Genomic DNA, 19,209 nt, shown 5'->3' with positions numbered 1-19,209 from the left:
TACTTTATACTAAGTTGCAGATTTGATCAATTATTTCGTTTGTCTCTGCATCGAACTTCTCTTTTAAATCTTTGAAGTAAACTTTTGCTTTCATACCAGGTTCAACATGCGAAATGCGACCAACATATTTATTGCGCAAAAGAACAATAGAAGTTAAAAGTGCTTCTATATTCTCTTTGTTTATATTATTACCATAGAGCGATGCTGCTATAGCTTCTGAAAATAAATCGCCACAGATATAATTTATGGTGCGCTTAAGAATTCTTTTATTTCCCATTTTTTAATTTATCTATCCTTTTTATTAGCTTTGATGAGTCAAAGATAATATAAAAAAATAGCAAAAACAAATATGTATCAAGAAAATTAGCGTTATTTGTTTATTTTACCATTATTTGTTCCTAATTATCAATTTAAAACATTACTTTTGCATCAATAACATAGATTGTTTCAATAATAACGTTTAAAAAGATTAGAGTATGGAAACGAGTGCTTTGCAAAAGGAAAGAGCAAGCTATCAGCCAAAACTACCAAACGCTCTTAAGGGTGCTGTCAAGATTAAAGAAGGGGAACCTACCCAAAGTGTAGATAATCATGATGAGATAAAAAATTTATTCCCAAATACATATGGTATGCCTCTTGTTGAGTTTGTGCCTGCTGAGGAACAAGAATCTATTAGAATAAACGTAGGAGTGATTTTGTCAGGTGGACAAGCTCCTGGTGGTCATAATGTGATATCTGGCTTGTATGATGAACTAAAGAAATTAAATCCTGAAAATCGTCTGTTTGGTTTTCTTATGGGCCCTGGAGGCTTAGTTGATCACAACTATATTGAAATAACAGAAGTTCTTATCAATAAATATAGAAATACTGGTGGATTTGATTTGATAGGTTCCGGACGTACAAAGTTAGAGGAAAAAGACCAGTTTGAAAAAGGTTTAGAAATCATTCGAGAATTAGATATTAAGGCGCTTGTTATTATAGGTGGAGATGACTCTAATACTAATGCTTGTGTACTTGCAGAGTATTATGCAGCCAAAAAGTATGGAGTACAGGTTGTTGGTTGTCCAAAAACAATTGATGGTGACTTGAAAAACGATCAAATAGAAACATCGTTTGGTTTCGATACAGCGACTAAGACTTATTCTGAATTGATTGGTAATATTGCGCGTGACTGCAATTCTGCACGTAAATATTGGCACTTTATTAAGTTGATGGGACGTTCAGCTTCACATATTGCGCTTGAATGTGCTTTGCAAACGCAGCCTAATATTTGCTTGATTTCTGAGGAAATAGAATCTAACGACTTGTCTTTAAACGATATAGTAGAAGATATTGCAAAGGTTGTAGCACGTCGTGCTCATGATGGGCGAAACTATGGAGTGGTATTGATTCCTGAAGGATTAATTGAGTTTATCCCTGCAATAGGACGACTCATTGAAGAACTGAACGATTTGTTAGCAAAGCATGGAAACGATTATAAAGACCTTGATATAGATGCTCAGCGAGCTTACATCATTGAACATCTATCAGAGAGAAACAAAGCTACATTCGAAACGCTTCCTGAAGGCGTTGCACGTCAGTTATCTCTAGATAGAGACCCCCATGGAAATGTACAAGTTTCACTCATTGAGACAGAGAGACTTATCTCTGAAATGGTGGGAGTGAAACTGAATAAATGGGCTAAAGAAGGAAAGTATAATGGTAGTTTTGCTACATTACATCACTTCTTGGGTTATGAAGGCCGTTGCGCAGCTCCATCAAACTTTGATGCTGATTATTGCTACTCCCTTGGAACTTCAGCAGTTCAGCTTATTGCCAACGGAAAGACCGGTTATATGGCAATTGTTAAGAATACCACTGAAAAGGCAGAAAATTGGATTGCTGGAGGCGTGCCTATCACAATGATGATGAACTTAGAGCGTCGTAATGGCGAAATGAAGCCTGTTATTCGTAAGGCTCTTGTGGATCTTGATGGAGCTCCTTTTAAAGAATTTGTAAAATTACGTAGTAAGTGGGCAAAAGAAACAAGCTATATTTACCCTGGGCCTGTTCAGTATTGGGGACCTTCGGATGTTTGCGATCAAACAACGCGAACGTTAGCGTTGGAACAAGGTAAAGAAGTTTTTGTTTTTTAAATAAGAAACAATGATATAAAAGAAAGATAATGGATATTCCTCAAACAATCGACCAGATTCGCACACGATTGCGCAAAGTGCCCATGTGGGCATGGTGGGTTGGAGGCATATCCATTGCCTTTATTTATTGTTGTTTGCTTTATTTCTTTTTGGTTGCCCCATCAGGCTTTCGTTGGCGAGCTATTTATGGAGACCCAGATTATCCCGATGGTTATGAAATACATGGTATAGATATAAGTCACCATCAAGGAAATGTAAATTGGGGTAGACTCCGTAATGCGCTAATAGAGAAGTCTCCAGTACGATTCGTCTTTATGAAATCTACTGAAGGTGATAGTCATGTTGATAAAAATTTCCGTTCTAACTTCACCAATGCAAAGGAAGCAGGACTTATTCGTGGCGTTTATCATTTTTGGAGCAATAATTCTTCGCCTCGTCGTCAGGCTTATTTCTTTATAGCCATGACCCCTTTAGAATCGGGCGACCTACCACCTGTGTTGGATATTGAAACAAAACCGACAGGTATTAGCACGGAGGAGTTTCAGCAAAATATACTTACTTGGTTGCATATAGTGGAAGATAAGTTTCATGTGAAGCCAATTATTTACACCTACTACAAGTTTAAAGACCAATATTTGTCAGACTTTCGCTTTGATGATTATCCTTATTGGATAGCTCATTACTATGTTGATAAGATGGAATACCCAGGTAAATGGCTTTTCTGGCAGCACACAGACGCAGGCAAATTGCCAGGGATAAAAGGTTACGTAGACCTTAATATCTTTAATGGTTCGTATTATAACCTTACGCAGTTACTTATTCCAGAGTCTAATTCCGTTGAAATGTCAAACATGTCCACGAGTGATTCACTTGGCATTGATTCTTTTTCAGTCCAAGACTAATGGCTTTCTCTTCTAATAAAGCGACATCTTCTTCATAGAAACCACTTAAAATCAATGTTGCTTGAGGCTTCAATACTTGTACAAAAGCTGACATGTCATTAAGAAGTATGTTGCGGTTTATATTTGCAATAACGATATCAAATTGTTCGTTGAAATTGCTTATAATCTGCCTATTGCCCTCTTTTACTTCAAGCAACACATTGTTAGCCGCTGCGTTTGCTATCGTATTCCTCACACTCCATTCGTCAATGTCATATCCACATACCTTTTTCGCTCCGCATTTAGCTGCAACTATTGATAAGATTCCTGTACCGCAACCACAGTCTAATACATTTTTTTCTTTTAAATCCATATCCAACAATTGAGTAACAATCATTTGTGTGGTTTCGTGTGTGCCAGTACCGAAAGCCTGCTTAGGGTCAATCCTTATCACTAATATAGGAATATTGTCCTCTCTATTCGCTATCAATGCCTGCGGATTTTCTTCCTTTTCACTGCAAATTATACATTTATTGTTTATAATAATAGGAGCAAATCCTGCTTTTTCCCATTCTTCATTCCAGTTCTTGTCTTCGGCTTTGTCTACCTTATATTCTATTTTTGTGTCGGGAAGAATAAAGTTAGAAATCCCATCTTTTAATGTTTCTTCATCGAAAATATCTTCAAGACAATATCCTTTCAATGCGTTTTCCTCTTCAACAAATGAATCGCAGCCAGCTTCTCCAGCCATTGCTACTAATAATTCACGTACTAATTCGGTGTCAGGACTAACTTTAAATGTTATTTGTAGGTACTTCATTACATATTTTTTTACGTGTTGCAAATGTACAAAGAAAATATTTAAAATGATAAAATGATAGTTTATAAATCTATTTCTCAATATTGCTGAAGAAAGAAAATGAGTAAATAGTTGAATGACTTTAGGTCTTCATAATTACGTTATGCCTTATTCTTTATTTACTTATGGTTGTCTGACAATTTATAAGAATAATGTATCAAAGAATTAAAGCTGTTTTAAAAAAAGGTATTATATAATTTTTCTTACTCAATAAAAAAGCGTAATTTTGCCTAAAACAATATTAACTAAATCATTATGGGCTTTTAATAAGCCCATCTGAATTTTACTAACATGAGAAAGAATATTCTATTTTTGCTTGCTTTAGCCTCGTGCTTTAGCGGCAGTAGCAGTGCAGGCAATCTTTACATTTCTCAACAAAGAGATGTAAAAACAATTGTAAAGCCCGAAACTACTTATTTAAACTTCCTTTATAAGTACATGGCTTTGCCTGACAAAACCGATTATAGCAAAGCCTTTTATGAGGAAAACATAGCTTTAGCGCTACAGGCTCGTCGTGAAATGCCATGGGGAAAGACAATTCCAGAGCGCGAGTTTAAGCATTTTGTACTACCTGTTCGTGTAAACAACGAGAACTTAGATGATAGTCGAAAAGTGTTTTTTGCAGAGCTAAAGGACCGAGTAAAGCATTTATCAATGAAGGATGCTATTCTGGAAGTAAATCACTGGTGCCATGAAAAGGTAACCTATCGTCCTTCAGATGGGCGAACAAGCAGTCCGTTAGCTTCAGTTTGCACTGCATACGGAAGATGTGGTGAAGAGAGTACTTTTCTTGTTGCAGCACTTAGATCGGTAGGAATACCTGCCCGACAAGTATATACGCCACGTTGGGCGCATACCGACGACAACCATGCATGGGTAGAAGCATGGGCAGATGGTAGGTGGTATTTCCTCGGAGCATGTGAGCCTGAGCCTATTCTTAACTTAGGTTGGTTCAACGAAAGTGCCTCTCGTGGTATGCTTATGCACACGAAAGTGTTTGGCGATTACGATGGTCCTGAAGAAGTAATGAGCAAGACTCCGCTCTACACGGAGATAAATGTAATCAGCAATTATGCGCCTACGGCAGAGGTAAAAGTAGTTGTTGTAGACGAAAACGGCAAACGTGTGAAAGGCGCAAAGGTAGAATTTAAACTCTACAACTATGCCGAATTTTACTCTGTTGCAAAGAAAACAACCAACGGCAATGGTGTGGCTACGCTTACAGCAGGTAAGGGCGATATGATAGTATGGGCATCTAAAGACGGTAAGGTAGGCATTGACAAGGTTTCGTTTGGCAAAACCAAGGAACTGCGCCTTGTGTTAAAGCGCAACGGATTGCCCAAAACAAAGACTTGGGACATTACGCCACCATCGATAAGTACTGTTCTTCCGAATGTTACCGATGCACAACGAGCAGAAAATACAAAGCGTTTAGCTTACGAAGACTCTATCCGTCAGGCATACGAAGCTACGATGAAAGACAAGTCGCGTGGCAATTATGCAACCATTCAGACTTTCTTGCGCGAGGCAAAGAATAAGGAAATGGCACAGCGTCTGTTAGATGTTATTTCGGAAAAAGACCTTCGCGATGTGCAGTTAGAGGTGTTGAAAGACCACGAAGTTGCCGAAACAAATACTTCGGAACTCTATTGCAAGTATGTAATGAATCCTCGTATAGAGATAGAATGGCTTACTCCTTATCGCCATTTCTTGGCAGAAAAGATGGCAAACATAAAGACTTCGCAAGCTCTTATAGCGTGGTGTAAGTCGAATATCGTAATTGACGAGGCACACAACCCACAGCGATTGCGTATGTTGCCTATGAGTGTTTGGCGCGAAAAGAAAACCGATAAGTTGGGTAGAGCCATCTTCTTTGTTGCTGCAGCACGCAGTTTAGGATTCCCTGCACGTATCAATGAAATCAACGGAAAGCTGCAATACAATACCAACGATACTTGGGTAGATGTGGAATTTGAAGGTAACCAGGCTGAAAAGAGTGTGCCAAAGGGTAAGTTAATCTTAGCATACAAGCCGACAAAGTATAACGACAACCCTAAATATTATAGTCATTTCACCTTAAATAAAATAGAAAATGGTGTTGCACAACTTCTTACTTATCCTGAAGATGCTACGTGGAAAGCTGACTTTGAGAAAGGTGCTGAGTTGGAAGAAGGCACCTATATGCTCATTACGGGTACACGTATGGCAAGCGGGCAGGTGTTGGCTGAAACCCATTTGTTCACGATAAAGGCTGGTAAAGAAACACGTTTACCGTTTACAATGCGCGAAAGCGAAGATGCTGTGCAGGTGATTGGCAGTTTCAATGCCGAAGATATCTACCATGATATGGCGACCAACACCGACAAGAGTTTGCTCTCTACGGCTGGTAGAGGCTACTATATGATTGGCATTGTTGCGCCAAACCAAGAACCAACCAACCATACTTTGCGCGACATAAGCACCTATAAGGAGCAGTTTGAGAAGTGGGGACGCAAGATGATCTTCCTTTTTGAAGATGCAGACCACCTATCTCGCTTCAACTTCAAGGAGTTTGAGAACCTTCCTTCAAATGTTGTTTGGGGCACAGATGTGGAAAAGAAGATTATAAATGAGATACGTGAGCAGATGAAATTAACTAGTCCTTCGCTCCCAATATTCCTGATTTGCGATAGCTTCAATCGTGTTGTATACGTTCAACAAGGTTATACTATCAATATAGGCGAGCAAATCTTAAAGGTAATAGGAAAGTTATAATTACAACATATATAACTAAATGGTTTTAAATAAAGACGCCCATCTTGCTACTCAATTGCAAGATGGGCGTCTTATATATAACTTATAGTAATCGCAGAAAAATGTTTTGGTCGCGTGGAAAGCTCCGTGCAGTTCTTCTGTGATGACTTTGCACTGATGCTGTAACCTATCAATAGTATTACTGCAAACCGCTCTGCAACATTATTGCAGAGCGGTTTGCAGTAGAATGATAGCGGTAAAAGCAGGGAACTATATCTATTCTTTAATTAATAAAAAAGTATAGTTTAACGTGTTTGTATTCAGTGTTCTATATAGCTTTAACTACTTTATTTGTTGAAGAATCTGTGCAACTACTTCAGTAAGAGTTTCTTTTCTACCGCTTTTTGTCATACCCGATGCCGAGCCATGCACCTCTATAGCTCCACTTTCTGCAATTATCTTCTTAGCATTTAAAGGAGTAACTCCACCGCCAGGTAAGATAATCATGCGTCCTTCAGTGTGCTTTACAAATTCTTTTAATGTACCAATTCCAGCTTCAGCCGATGGAGCTTGTCCTGAAGTTAGTACACGTGTACAGTTTAGTTCTATAAGTTCATCAAGTGCTTTCAATGGATTATTGCAAATATCGAAAGCACGATGAAATGTAAATGGCTTTCCTTCGCAAGCTTCAATCAGTCGGCGTGTGGATGGAATATCTATGTTGCCTTTTGGAGTTAATGCTCCACAAACAATGGCATCAGCATATGGAAGTAATGCTTTAATGTCAGACTCCATTGCTCTGATTTCCTCTTCAGTATAACAAAAGTCTCCTTCACGCACTCTAATAAGTGCGTGAATTGTGAGTTGAGGATATAGTGTGCGTACAGTTTTTATAAGTCCTAACGATGGCGTTAAGCCGTCAAGCGATAGAGCAGAACATAGTTCTATGCGTTGTGCTCCGCCTTTTACCGCATTGATAACACTTTGCAGACTACCTGTGCAAACTTCTAATATAGGCATAATTGTTACTTTTCTACTTCTATTACATAATCTACCACGTCCTGATGCTTGCCAGTGTGGATAGTAAACACTTTTGTTTTTTTATTATATATATACGAAATAGGCTGGCGTGTAACGTATTCTATAACGCGTTTAGGCTTTGATTGCAATGCGAAAGAAATGGTTTCAGCATCTCGTTTTAACACGTGCAGATAGGTCTTCTTCCCTTTTGATGTGCTCACACCCCAATCGGCTTCTGCTATATCACCTGCTGTTGTTTCATAAATGGTTCCTCCATACTGCTTCATCCATCTGCCAATACCTTGCAAACGCTCGAGTGCAAGAGCAGGAAGTTCGCCATTTGGCTGTGGACCAATGTTGAGTAAGAGATTGCTACCCTTAGCTGCTGAGCGCACAAGGAGCTCAATAAGTTGGTCGGTTGATTTGTAATTGATGTCAGAAACTTTATATCCCCACATACCATTCATAGTTTGGCAAGCTTCAAGAGGAAGGCGGCTGATAGCTTGACCAGATAGTCCAGCCTTGTTTTCGCCAGGTAAATCGCGTTCAAACATTTGGAAATCTTCACCATCTATCGGTGATATATGATGGTTGTTGCCAATCAAACAAGTTGGCTGAATACTATGAATATAACGATAGAATTCCTCCATCCGCCAATCAAATGGAATGCTGTCGCTGTCGTGGTCCCAATAACCATCTAACCAAATAGCACCTACTTTGCCGTAGTTGTGGAGCAATTCGTTAACTTGTCCCTTCATAAAGTCGAAGTAAGTATCGTAGTTTGGTTTTAGTTTACGACCTGTATATAATCCTGTTCTGCCGATAGGATAGTCCTCTCGTATCCAATCAAGAATAGAATAATAAATATGTAGATCTATGTTTTGCTTATGACAGGCATCAGCAAGTTCTTTCAATACATCACGTTTGAAAGGAGTTGCGTCTACAATATTATAATTGCTTTCCTTTGTTTTAAACATAGAAAAGCTATCGTGGTGTCGTGATGTGAATGTAATATACTTTGCTCCAGAGGCTTTAATAGCACTTATCCACGCGTTGGCATCAAAGTATGATGGATAAAAAGCCGATGCAGCCTTTGCATATTCATCTTTGTTAATTTTGTTATTTAAGTACCATTCGCCTTGTGCAAAAGTGCTGTAAATGCCCCAATGCAGAAATATTCCGAAGCGAAACCCTTCGAATCGTTTCCGCGCAGCAAGATTTTCTGCAGTAGGAACATACTTCTTGTTTGTAGTTTGAGTTGTTAACAACTTGTTATTGTCTTCTTTTGGTAATCCATTTGTATGTGCAAAGATTGGTGAAGTCAATGCAAGAACGAACAGAGTTGTACTAATTGATCGTTTCATAATTCTTTTTTAATATTTGTGCAAATATACTTAAAATGTTTGAAATGTATGCAACAATAATGTTTCTTTATATCTTGTGGCATGGTATTCGTATGTAATGATCATATCAATAAATAGGGAAAAACCTACGTTAAGTTAGGGAAAATCCGTATATTTGCACATTAAGATATGTTATTTTTGCATCATATGAAAAATAAGACAAAAAATAAAATAAATTAAAGGAGGTAATAATATGAAAAAGTTAATCTTACTTTCTGTTATGGCTCTTGCTTTACCAACAACTATTTTGGCGCAAGATGATGTGTATTTTACACCATCTAAGGAGTCTATCCGTGAGTATAAGGATTCTAAGAAAGCTCATCGAAACGGATATTACAGCGGAATTGATAAATCGGACAACGAATATAATCGAAGAGGATTGTTGGATAAAGTTTATAAAAAGCTAGGGCAGGACTCTTTAGGAAATGATATTGTTCAGATAAAAAATCAAGATGGAACTTATCAAGTAGATACAATCTATCAGTTTGATCGTTATTTTGAGAATGCTGAAGAAGACTTTGCATATAGTCGTCGTATGGGTAGGTTTGATGACTTCTATGGTTTTTATTATCCTTGGGGATATGGAAACTCCAACTTTTTATTCTATCCATCGTATGGTTATGTAGCTCCATGGTACTTGAGATATTATAGTTGGACCTCAGGTTATTTTGACCCCTGGTGGTATTACGGCTACTATAGCAGTTGGAATGACCCATGGAGATACCCTTTCTATGGCTACTATGGATATAGTATTCCAGTCTATACATACAGATATCCTGGAGGTCATTCAGGCACAGCAAACCATTGGAATGGACGTGGCGGAAGCTTTGGAAGTTACAATCCAGCATATAATGGACAGATGCATAGTGCTAATGCTCAACGTTCGTTTGGCAATATGAATGCACGTAGTGGACAATTCGGAAACTCAAACAACCGAGTTGTTATTGAAAGAAATAACTCTTCTTATGATAGAGGTAATCGTTTTGGAACTATATCTCGTGACAGAAATGCTGATAACACTATCAGAAGAAACAGTGTTGAACGTAACAGTTCATTTAATATAGAACGTAGTAATTCACTTCCAGCAAGCGGTCCATCTCATGCTGTAGGTGGTGGAAGCTTTGGAGGCTCACGTTCTGGTGGTGGAAGCTTTGGTAATTCTCGCTCAGGTGGCGGTAGTTTTGGAGGTCATAGGTAATAGATTTTGTTTTTTAAAAATTAGTTAGATTAGGTCTAAAATAAGATATAATTATGAAAATACAATATTATTTGCTTGCAGCAACGCTGTTCTCGTTGCCTTTAGGAGCACAGGAAACATACGAAAATGCTCGTTTAGTGGGCAACGACCTTAATGGTACAGCGCGTTATGTAGGTATGGGTGGAGCTATGGAAGCCCTTGGCGCTGATATTTCTACTATCAGTAGCAACCCAGCAGGTATTGGATTGTTCCGTCATACTCAGTTTTCGGTGAGTGGAGGCTTGCTTATGCAAAGCAATGCAAAGGAGTTTGCTAATGGTAAAACCACCAATACAAGTTTTGATCAAATTGGTTTAGTTTATTCTCCTAGTTCTTCTTATGGTTTTAAGCTCAACTTTGGATTTAACTATAGCAAGAGTAAGAACTTAAACAATATTCTAAATGCAAGCGGAAAGTTGGGTAATGGTTCACAAAATAACCAGTCTTACTTAAAGAACGTTCTTGGTTCAGAAGAATATGGAGGTTTTGATGTACGTAAAAATGGTGAAAGATATATTGGCTTTAAAAGTCCCAAGAGCAGTGAAGTAACACTAGCTTGGAGTCAGTTAGACTATCTTTATTTTAATACATTATTACCAGATGCAGGAACTCCAGGTAAGTTCAATAGCTATTTAGCAGATTCTTATTCTTTTGATAGAGCAGGCTCAGGCTATATAGGTAATTACGATTTCAACATTAGCGGTAGTATTAGAGATAGAGTTTATCTCGGTATAACTTTAGGATTGAAGGATGTTAATTACGATTCAGAAAGTATGTATACCGAAAAATTGTCGAATGGTGTGGGCAGTGTGACTGTTCGTGATCTCCGTCGTGTTACTGGTTCAGGCTTCGATCTTACAGCTGGTGTTATTGTTCGTCCTGTTGCAGAATCACCTTTCCGCATAGGTGCATATGTTAAGACACCTACATGGTATGATTTAACTACGGAAAATCAAACTCGTATAGATGTTTCTACTAATACAGGAGCAGTAAACGATTGGGGAGAAGTATCAAATACTTATAACTATAAGTTGTGGACTCCTTGGAAGTTTGGTTTTTCTCTCGGACATACAGTGGGCAACTATCTTGCATTGGGTCTTACATATGAGTACGAGAATTATGCTAATATGAACACACAAATAAATGATGGGGTAACCTATGACTTTTATTATGGAACATATTATGAAAGTTCTTTGGCCGATAGAGCAATGAACGCTCATACTAAGCAGGCTTTAAAAGGAGTAAGTACATTGAAGTTCGGTGCAGAATATAAGCCTACAAGTGACCTTTCTTTGCGTTTGGGTTACAACTATGTAAGTCCTATGTACAATACCAATGCACAGAAAGACCCTACTATTGTCTCTATTGGAACTAGCTATTCAACTGCTACTGATTTCGTTAATTGGGAAGCAACTAACAGATTTACGTTGGGTGTAGGTTATCAAGTGAAGAAATTTAATTTCGATTTGGCTTACCAATACAGCTCACAGAAGGGAACTTTCTATCCTTTCTCTACGATAAACTTTGATATAAAAGACACTGCAACTAGTAAAACCACATCGTATTCTAACGAAGCTGTAGGAACAAAGGTTGATAATAATAGAGGTCAGCTTCTGTTCACAGTAGGTTATCGTCTCTAAAAAAGAAAGTTTCAAAAATATTAAAATAAAGGCACGGCATGTACATTTCGTACTTGCCGTGTTTTTTGTATTATAAGCTACTGATGTATTACCTGAAAGTAATGGAAGGTTCCAAAGGAAAAGGGTATGGATATTTCTTTAATTCATTTTTGCGAAATTATTTTGTTAATTGTTTATGATTGGTTACCTAAACCTCTAAATCAATTAACTCATAAGACGAATAACACGAACGGGTAGGAGAGAACTCCCTCTTGGATTAGATTTTTTAATATACTCTTCTGTCTTTTCTCTGTTTTATTGATTATCTTTGCGCATTGGTATGCAGAGCAAGGATAATACGATAAAAACAATAGAACTATTGGCTCCAGCTAAGAATCTGGCATGTGGAATAGCAGCAATAGACCATGGTGCAGATGCCGTGTATATAGGTGCATCTAAGTTTGGCGCAAGACAATCGGCTGGCAATAGTGTGGAAGATATAGCTACGTTGTGCGAATATGCTCACCGATTTGGTGCAAAGGTACACGTAACTATGAATACCATCATTTACGACAACGAGATGGACGATATGTTACAGCTTGTTCGAGAATTGGAAAAGGCTAAGGTTGATGCTCTGTTAATACAAGACATGGGATTACTGAAAGCTTGCAAGGAATATCTAAAAACCAACCTTTCGCTACATGCCAGTACACAATGCGATAGTAGAACAGCTGAAAAGGTTCGCTGGCTCGCTTCTTTGGGTTTCGAAAGAGTGGTATTGGCACGAGAGTTGTCGGTGCAAGAGATTGCAAACATACATACAGCTGTACCAGAAGTAGAGTTGGAAGCCTTTGTTCACGGGGCACTTTGTGTGAGTTATAGTGGCATTTGCTATGCTTCTCAATATTGTTTCGAGCGTTCAGCAAATCGTGGAGCATGTGCCCAATTCTGTAGAATGGCATTCGACTTGAAAGATTCTGATGGTAAGGTGATAGAGCATCAGCGTTATCTTCTATCGCTGAAAGACATGAGTCAAATAGATAATTTGGGAACTTTGATGCGTTCCGGGGCATGTGCTTTCAAGATAGAAGGGCGACTTAAAGATATCAACTATGTAAAGAATGTTGTTTCGGCTTATAATCAAAAGCTAAATGCTATTATTGCAAAACACCCTAACGAATTCCGACGAGCATCGTTTGGAAGAGTAGAATGCAACTTCACACCAGATCTTAATAAAACTTTTAATCGAGGATATACATCTTATTTCGCTGACGGACGGCAGCAAGGTATTTTCTCGCCCAACACTCCGAAGGCTTTAGGCGAGTATGTTGGCAAGGTAAAAGAAATACGTCGTGATTCGTTTAATGTTTCTTCAACGGCAAGTTTTGCCAATGGCGATGGTCTCTGCTTCATCAATAAACAAATAAATCGTGAGGGACGAACCATAGAAGCATTGGAAGGATTTCGGGTTAACAAGGCAGTTGGTAATCGTTTGTATCCTTACAAGATGCCACAAGGGCTGAAAGCAGGAATGGGTTTGTATAGAAATCAAGACCAAGCCTTCGAGAAAGAACTTGCAGGTCAGTCAGCTGTAAGACTTCTACCTATTGAAATGGAGTTTGGATTGACTTTTGATGGCTATTTTCTGGCAATTCGTTTAAGTGGCGTTGGTGTTCCAAAAGTTGAAACAAAGGCTACCATTCAGTTTGAACATCAAGAAGCTAAGAAACCTCAGAGAGAGAATATCGTCCGCCAACTTACTAAATTGGGAAATACTATATATATCTGTGAGCATGTAGATGTTGCCGATAATGCAGACCAGTTTTTTATTCCGAGCAGTGTGCTTGCAGAGTTAAGGCGCAGTGCTATTGAAAGTTTTGCTCTTCAACCATTGCTTGTTGAAGAAACGAAACCGCAGCAGGTATATGATTTAAAAAATAAGAAAGCTTCCGCCTTCGAATACATCAATCCTTCGCAATATAAGCGTTTCCCTTATCTATATAATGTTTCCAATCGTGTGGCACAAGCATTTTACGAGCAACAGGGAGCAAATGTGAAGACAGCTTTTGAGTGTATGGATACCAACCCCACTCACGATAATCCTCTTATTATGCAATGTCGCCATTGCATTCGCTATTCGTTGGGATATTGTGTTGTGCATGGCGGCAAGAAGCCAACGTGGAAAGAACCGCTGTATTTAGAACTTGGGGACAAGAAACGATTTCGTTTAGAATTCGATTGCAAGGATTGTCAAATGAATATCTATGCTGAATAATAACCGTATGAAACAACAAGTTGACCATAGGATAATTTACAACAAACTTCAAGAGATGTATATTTCTTTTGGAGTTGTGTTTTTGTTTCTATTATCATCATTTGTTTTTACAGGTTGTTACCACAAAAAGACACCATCGAACTTTCGTCTTCCTGATAGTATCCAAGAAGCTCAAATATCAAGGCGTATACTTTCTGAGCAAGATTCGCTTTCATTATTTGATGCAAAAGATAAAAGTATGGATTGGTATGGTGCCACGACAAAGTTAGATTCGTTTGCTTTTCGTGTTAAGCATCATTATTCCGAAGGCTTTAATTTTGTTGTTAATAAAGATTCTTTGATGCTTTTAAGGCAGCAACCAGAGGAGGTTGTGAATAATCTCGAAACCGACTCATTTGCTGTAAGAAAGGGAAAGTCGTTAGTTGTAGCCGATATACGTATTCTTCCAAACGATAGTATCGATTCAGTTTGGGTGCGCGTTGCTACGGAAGATTTTGCCTTTGGTTGGGCGCGAGAGAAGCAACTATTGAAGAATGTTGACCCCGACAAGCCAATTTCTCAATTTATCTCTTTGTTTTCCAATACTCACTTGCTAATTTTCTTAGTTATTATATCATTGATTAGCGTAGGTTATTTGATGCGAAAGATTATGAAGCGCAATGCTTATATTGTGCACTTTAACGATATAAATTCATTCTACCCTACCTTATTGACAATGATTGTTGCAACGTCGGCCACATTCTATGCAAGCATTCAGCTCTTTGCACCCGAAACATGGAGAGAGTTTTATTTTCATCCTACGCTTAATCCTTTCTCGCAGCCAATACTATTAAATATTTTTTTGTTACTGGTTTGGGCTATTCTAATAATAGCAATTGCAGCTCTTGATGACGTTCGCCGATTGCTTCGCTCTAATGATTCCTTTATATATCTGTGCGGTTTGGCTGCTGTTTGTGCTGTGAATTATATTGTTTTCTCAGTTCTTACCTTATATTATATAGGCTATTTGCTACTTTTATTCTACATCTATTATGCCATTGGGGTTTGGTTCAAAAGAAGTAGGGATACATATGAGTGTGGAAACTGTGGTGCTCGTCTTCACCGAAAGGGACGTTGTCCTCATTGTGGTGTTGTAAACGAATAATTTTATTATTGCTTTTCCTTTTTTACAACGTAATCGCTGATTAACTATTACCTTGTTAAACTTAATCAACACGTTGTAAGTTTGTTTTCTATATTATTACGCACGACTTTCACACCTTATACTATTGTTTTCAAATGTCCATTACACCTAAACGTTTGCAGAATACTTTAGATTTCTAATTTTCAAAGTTCTGATTATATATAGAAGCGTTTCTTTTACAACGAAAACATCATATTATATATAAATTTCCTAATAAATAAGGATTGTCTAATTACTTGGTTTTCCTTACCTTTGCATCTATAAAGAAATTTTAGATAGATATAACAAAAATAGTAATGAACAAAATTTTATTTACGATTCTTTTTTTTTCGCTTTTGCCAATATCATTATTGGCCGATAATAATTATGAAATAAGCGATACTGCACGTATTTACGACATTGATGGGGTGTTTATCTACGATAACCCCAAAGAAGCTTATCTTCTGCGTCAGCAACCATTAAATAGTACGTCATTCAATCAGCTGCAACTACGTAACCTTAATACACAAGACTTACGTCAACTTTCTTCTTTTGTGCCTTCGTTTGTAATGCCTGAGTATGGAGCACGTTATACATCGTCAATTTATATGCGCGGAATAGGTTCGCGTATAAATTCGCCTGCGGTAGGAATGTATATTGATAATATGCCTATTCAAAGTAAAAGCGCATTCAACTTCCACACTTACGATATAGATCGCATTGATATACTTCATGGTCCACAAGGAACACTTTATGGTATGAATACTGAAGGCGGATTGATCCGTCTTTATAGTAAGAATCCATTTGTTTATCAAGGCACCGACCTAAAACTCTCGTTAGGAAATAATTTTTGGCGTAAAGCGGAGATTAGTCATTACAAAAGAATGAACGATAAAACTGCTTTTGCTGTTTCAGCCTTCTATGACGGACAAAATGGTTTCTTTACAAACAAATATACTGGCGAGCGTGCTGATAAGTTCAATGAATTTGGTGGAAAAACACGCTTATTGTGGAATCCGAATGAGAGACTTGACCTAAGTTTTGTTGCCGATTATCAATTTGTAAACCAATACGGATTCCCATATGGTCAGGTTGTTACAAAAGAACAAGTTGTAACAACCGATATAACCTCACCATACTATACCTTAAAAGCTGGTACTCAAGCTCCAAATCAGAATCGACAGAGTGCTTACAAGCGCAATATGCTGAATACTGGGATAGGATTAAAGTATAACGGAAATAGTTTTGTGATAAATTCGATGACCTCATGGCAGTATCTTCGTGATAGATTGAAAATGGATAATGATTACTTACCCAATGACTTTTTATATCTGGAGCAATATCAATTACAAAACTCTATCACCGAAGAATTGTCTGTAAAAAGCAAAAGTCAAAGCTCTTGGCAATGGGCTTTTGGAGCTTATGGATCTTATCAGTGGCTGAAAACAGAAGCCCCAGTATATTTTGGTGGCGACATGAATAAGGCTCTCTCTCAACAAATTACTGCTTATGCGTATAACGGAATGCTGGCAGTAATGACAAAACGAATTGCAGCCGATTTAATAAAGAAGGGAATGTCTGAAGAAAAAGCAATGGAAGTAGCTGCTATTTCTGCTAAAGTTGCTATAGAAAAGGCCGGAGGTATAAGGATAAACATGCAAATGGACCCTATATTTGAAATGTTCAGAACTCCAACATTTAACATGGGCCTTTATCACGAAAGTAATATTGATATTACTGACCGCTTGCGTGCAACTCTTGGTTTGCGTTACGATTACTCGCACGTTGCTATTGATTATAACACTTCTGCACGTTTAATGTTAGACGAGAGTGTGATGGGTATAAACATAAAACCAACTATTACATCAACTCTTGCTCATAATGAGAAAAACCATTTTAAAGAATTGTTGCCTAAAATAGGCTTAACCTATCGTTTCAATAATGGCAGTAACGCTTATGCTACATGGTCGAAAGGTTATCGTGCTGGTGGTTTCAATATTCAGATGTTCTCAGATATATTGCAGACCGAACTTTCTGCCGCATCACAAGGAGCGCGTGGTGATGTTGATGTGGAACATGATAACGACTTTTATAAAAATATAGCAAAGACCATAGAATACAAACCTGAAACCAGTTTCAATTATGAGGTAGGCGCACACCTTAATCTTATGAATGAAGAAATGACGCTAGATGTGGCAGCTTACTATATGCAAATTAAAAATCAACAATTATCTGTATTGGCAAATAATTACGGATTTGGCCGTATGATGACTAATGCAGGAAAGAGTCACTCGTGTGGTTTAGAAGCTACGTTGCGAGGCGAAACCCTCAATAAAAAGCTCAATTATGCTTTAAGTTATGGTTTTACGAGTACTAAATTTGATGAATATACCGAAACGACTTCTGGTACGATTGTAGATTACAAAGGCAAGAGAGTTCCATTCGTTCCACAGCATACACTTGCTGCTAATGCAGATTATCGAATTGATGTTGATCCAGCTGCATTACTCGACCCTACGAACAAATTTCATTTGCGTTTTGTTATAGTAGGATTAAACTTATCTGCGCAAGGAAAAACCTATTGGGACGAGCAAAATAGCATTGCACAAAACTTTTATGCCACATTGGGTGCACATGCTGATGCTGATTTTGGTCCTATGCACATAAACCTATGGGTACGCAATCTTACCGACACAAAATACAATACTTTTGCTGTACAAAGTGCTGCAACAGGAAAAAAATATACATTTGGCCAGCTTGGAAATCCTTTCCAAATAGGCGTTGATGTATCTTTCCACTTTTAAAGAAAAAACTTACTTGTTAGTTTGTAGTAAGCTTTATAGGCTACATCATTTACTTACTGTTAAGAATTTAAAACCGCCAAGCTCGATGAGAGTTAGGCGGTTTATTTGTTTCTTTATATTGAATTGATTTGTCTTGTGTTTCCTTTAAGCTTGAAATCTTAATGTAGAGATGTAAAACTAAGACGTTTTTATTAGGGGACTTATACAATAAAATAGAAGTTATACATAAACCTAAACCTCTGAAAAATCTATTATCTTTTTGACTTTCATCAATATACTCTTTTATGAATGATTTTTTTTGCTCAAAAGATGCCATTGGAGATTACTTTAGAGTAGAAATAATCTTTTTATCGGTGTATCTCGCCTTATTTGATATGAAACGTTGTCAAACAAAAGAGCACAACTTGATCTCCAATTAAGTTTGGAGTTTTAGTTTGTATAATAAATAAATAAGAATTTTTGATCGATAATAAAAAAACTTGAAACTCATCAAATAAGTCCTATGTATGAATCGTTAGATAACCTCACAGCCCGAGATATATATAGGACAAGGGTAGAAAATTAAAAAAGATAAGAGAAATAATAAAGCAAAATTACCTATATAATTGCAATTCTAAGAAGATTTATATGCGAATAGAGTTTTACCAGATAGCTAAGAAATTTATAATTAAAAAATAAAAAAACATAATTATAAATTTTATTTTTATAATAATAAACTTCGATGTTTATTATTATAACTTTTCTAATCAGTAATTTCCGTTCCCAAACTGTATGTATTTAATTGGTATAAGAAATATACTACAGCAGGTATATTATCCATTGGGAGTTATGTTCGAGTATGACTTCTGATGATGTATCTAGAACAATAGATAAAGCAATTGAGAAGGCAGGAGTTACATTCCAGAATCCTCCTTGTCTGTTATCAGATAATGGACCATGTTATATTGCTTCCTCTCTCAAACAGTATCTCTGTAAGGAATATAATATCAAGCATATCCATGGCAAACCCTTGCATCCTCAGACGCAGGGAAAGATAGAACGATATCACAGATCGATGAAAAATGTGATTAAGCTAAATCAT

Annotated in this window: 13 protein-coding genes; 9 read left to right on the top strand and 4 right to left on the bottom strand. The window is 37.4% G+C overall.

Features of this window, described 5'->3' with window-relative positions:
- Positions 1–4: 4 nt before the first annotated feature.
- The gene (locus HXN26_RS05530; RefSeq protein WP_273159410.1) at positions 5–277 is read right to left on the bottom strand and encodes a hypothetical protein; all 273 of its coding nucleotides are present in this window, start codon (positions 275–277) and stop codon (positions 5–7) included.
- A gap of 199 nt (positions 278–476) precedes the next feature.
- Between HXN26_RS05530 and HXN26_RS05525 the strand changes: the two genes are divergently transcribed.
- Both HXN26_RS05525 and HXN26_RS05520 read left to right on the top strand, forming a co-directional pair.
- A complete protein-coding gene (locus HXN26_RS05525; protein WP_273159409.1) occupies positions 477–2,135 on the top strand; it encodes a diphosphate--fructose-6-phosphate 1-phosphotransferase in 1,659 nt (552 codons plus the stop codon).
- Positions 2,136–2,164: 29 nt separating this feature from the next.
- Positions 2,165–3,037: a glycoside hydrolase family 25 protein gene (locus tag HXN26_RS05520; RefSeq protein WP_273159407.1), complete on the top strand. Its 873-nt coding sequence runs from the start codon at positions 2,165–2,167 to the stop codon at positions 3,035–3,037.
- Here the strand turns inward: HXN26_RS05520 and prmA are convergent.
- A complete protein-coding gene (gene prmA / locus HXN26_RS05515) occupies positions 2,964–3,836 on the bottom strand; it encodes a 50S ribosomal protein L11 methyltransferase (RefSeq protein WP_273159405.1) in 873 nt (290 codons plus the stop codon). The genes HXN26_RS05520 and prmA overlap by 74 nt on opposite strands.
- 330 nt (positions 3,837–4,166) lie before the next feature.
- Here prmA and HXN26_RS05510 point away from each other — a divergent pair, with 330 nt between their 5' ends.
- Positions 4,167–6,629, top strand: coding sequence for a transglutaminase domain-containing protein (locus tag HXN26_RS05510; RefSeq protein ID WP_273159402.1), 2,463 nt, complete (start codon positions 4,167–4,169; stop codon positions 6,627–6,629).
- A 321-nt stretch (positions 6,630–6,950) separates the two neighbouring features.
- Here the strand turns inward: HXN26_RS05510 and HXN26_RS05505 are convergent, their stop codons facing one another.
- Both HXN26_RS05505 and HXN26_RS05500 read right to left on the bottom strand, forming a co-directional pair.
- Positions 6,951–7,628: a copper homeostasis protein CutC gene (locus tag HXN26_RS05505; RefSeq protein ID WP_273159401.1), complete on the bottom strand. Its 678-nt coding sequence runs from the start codon at positions 7,626–7,628 to the stop codon at positions 6,951–6,953.
- 5 nt (positions 7,629–7,633) lie between these two features.
- Entirely contained in the window at positions 7,634–8,992 is a 1,359-nt protein-coding gene (locus tag HXN26_RS05500) for an alpha-L-fucosidase (RefSeq protein ID WP_273159399.1), read from the bottom strand.
- 232 nt (positions 8,993–9,224) lie between these two features.
- Between HXN26_RS05500 and HXN26_RS05495 the strand changes: the two genes are divergently transcribed.
- The 6 genes from HXN26_RS05495 to HXN26_RS05470 form a co-directional block, all read left to right on the top strand.
- Positions 9,225–10,229 carry a hypothetical protein gene (locus HXN26_RS05495; RefSeq protein ID WP_273159397.1) on the top strand — a complete coding sequence of 335 codons (1,005 nt, stop codon included), beginning with the start codon at positions 9,225–9,227 and terminating at the stop codon, positions 10,227–10,229.
- A 53-nt stretch (positions 10,230–10,282) separates the two neighbouring features.
- Positions 10,283–11,908 carry an OmpP1/FadL family transporter gene (locus HXN26_RS05490; RefSeq protein WP_273159395.1) on the top strand — a complete coding sequence of 542 codons (1,626 nt, stop codon included), beginning with the start codon at positions 10,283–10,285 and terminating at the stop codon, positions 11,906–11,908.
- A 319-nt stretch (positions 11,909–12,227) separates the two neighbouring features.
- Entirely contained in the window at positions 12,228–14,162 is a 1,935-nt protein-coding gene (locus HXN26_RS05485; RefSeq protein WP_273159393.1) for a peptidase U32 family protein, read from the top strand.
- A gap of 55 nt (positions 14,163–14,217) precedes the next feature.
- Complete coding sequence (locus HXN26_RS05480) at positions 14,218–15,306, top strand: zinc ribbon domain-containing protein (RefSeq protein WP_373277036.1); 1,089 nt, start codon at positions 14,218–14,220, stop codon at positions 15,304–15,306.
- Positions 15,307–15,641: 335 nt separating this feature from the next.
- Positions 15,642–18,128 carry a TonB-dependent receptor gene (locus HXN26_RS05475; protein ID WP_273159392.1) on the top strand — a complete coding sequence of 829 codons (2,487 nt, stop codon included), beginning with the start codon at positions 15,642–15,644 and terminating at the stop codon, positions 18,126–18,128.
- Between the two features lie 793 nt (positions 18,129–18,921).
- On the top strand, positions 18,922–19,209 hold a 288-nt coding region (locus tag HXN26_RS05470), incomplete at its 3' end, for a DDE-type integrase/transposase/recombinase (RefSeq protein ID WP_337954477.1).

It is taken from the genome of Prevotella aurantiaca (assembly GCF_015262605.1).
In the GTDB taxonomy this organism is placed as follows: domain Bacteria; phylum Bacteroidota; class Bacteroidia; order Bacteroidales; family Bacteroidaceae; genus Prevotella; species Prevotella aurantiaca.
The sequence above is the reverse complement of the archived record's forward strand: the minus strand, read 5'-3'. Positions and strand labels throughout refer to the sequence as shown.

Bases quoted from the DNA above. Each gene is read 5' to 3' on its own strand.
- HXN26_RS05530 (WP_273159410.1), bottom strand. From the start codon at position 277: ATGGGAAATAAAAGAATTCTTAAGCGCACCATAAATTATATCTGTGGC.
- HXN26_RS05525 (WP_273159409.1), top strand. From the start codon at position 477: ATGGAAACGAGTGCTTTGCAAAAGGAAAGAGCAAGCTATCAGCCAAAA.
- HXN26_RS05520 (WP_273159407.1), top strand. From the start codon at position 2,165: ATGGATATTCCTCAAACAATCGACCAGATTCGCACACGATTGCGCAAA.
- prmA (WP_273159405.1), bottom strand. From the start codon at position 3,836: ATGAAGTACCTACAAATAACATTTAAAGTTAGTCCTGACACCGAATTA.
- HXN26_RS05510 (WP_273159402.1), top strand. From the start codon at position 4,167: ATGAGAAAGAATATTCTATTTTTGCTTGCTTTAGCCTCGTGCTTTAGC.
- HXN26_RS05505 (WP_273159401.1), bottom strand. From the start codon at position 7,628: ATGCCTATATTAGAAGTTTGCACAGGTAGTCTGCAAAGTGTTATCAAT.
- HXN26_RS05500 (WP_273159399.1), bottom strand. From the start codon at position 8,992: ATGAAACGATCAATTAGTACAACTCTGTTCGTTCTTGCATTGACTTCA.
- HXN26_RS05495 (WP_273159397.1), top strand. From the start codon at position 9,225: ATGAAAAAGTTAATCTTACTTTCTGTTATGGCTCTTGCTTTACCAACA.
- HXN26_RS05490 (WP_273159395.1), top strand. From the start codon at position 10,283: ATGAAAATACAATATTATTTGCTTGCAGCAACGCTGTTCTCGTTGCCT.
- HXN26_RS05485 (WP_273159393.1), top strand. From the start codon at position 12,228: ATGCAGAGCAAGGATAATACGATAAAAACAATAGAACTATTGGCTCCA.
- HXN26_RS05480 (WP_373277036.1), top strand. From the start codon at position 14,218: ATGTATATTTCTTTTGGAGTTGTGTTTTTGTTTCTATTATCATCATTT.
- HXN26_RS05475 (WP_273159392.1), top strand. From the start codon at position 15,642: ATGAACAAAATTTTATTTACGATTCTTTTTTTTTCGCTTTTGCCAATA.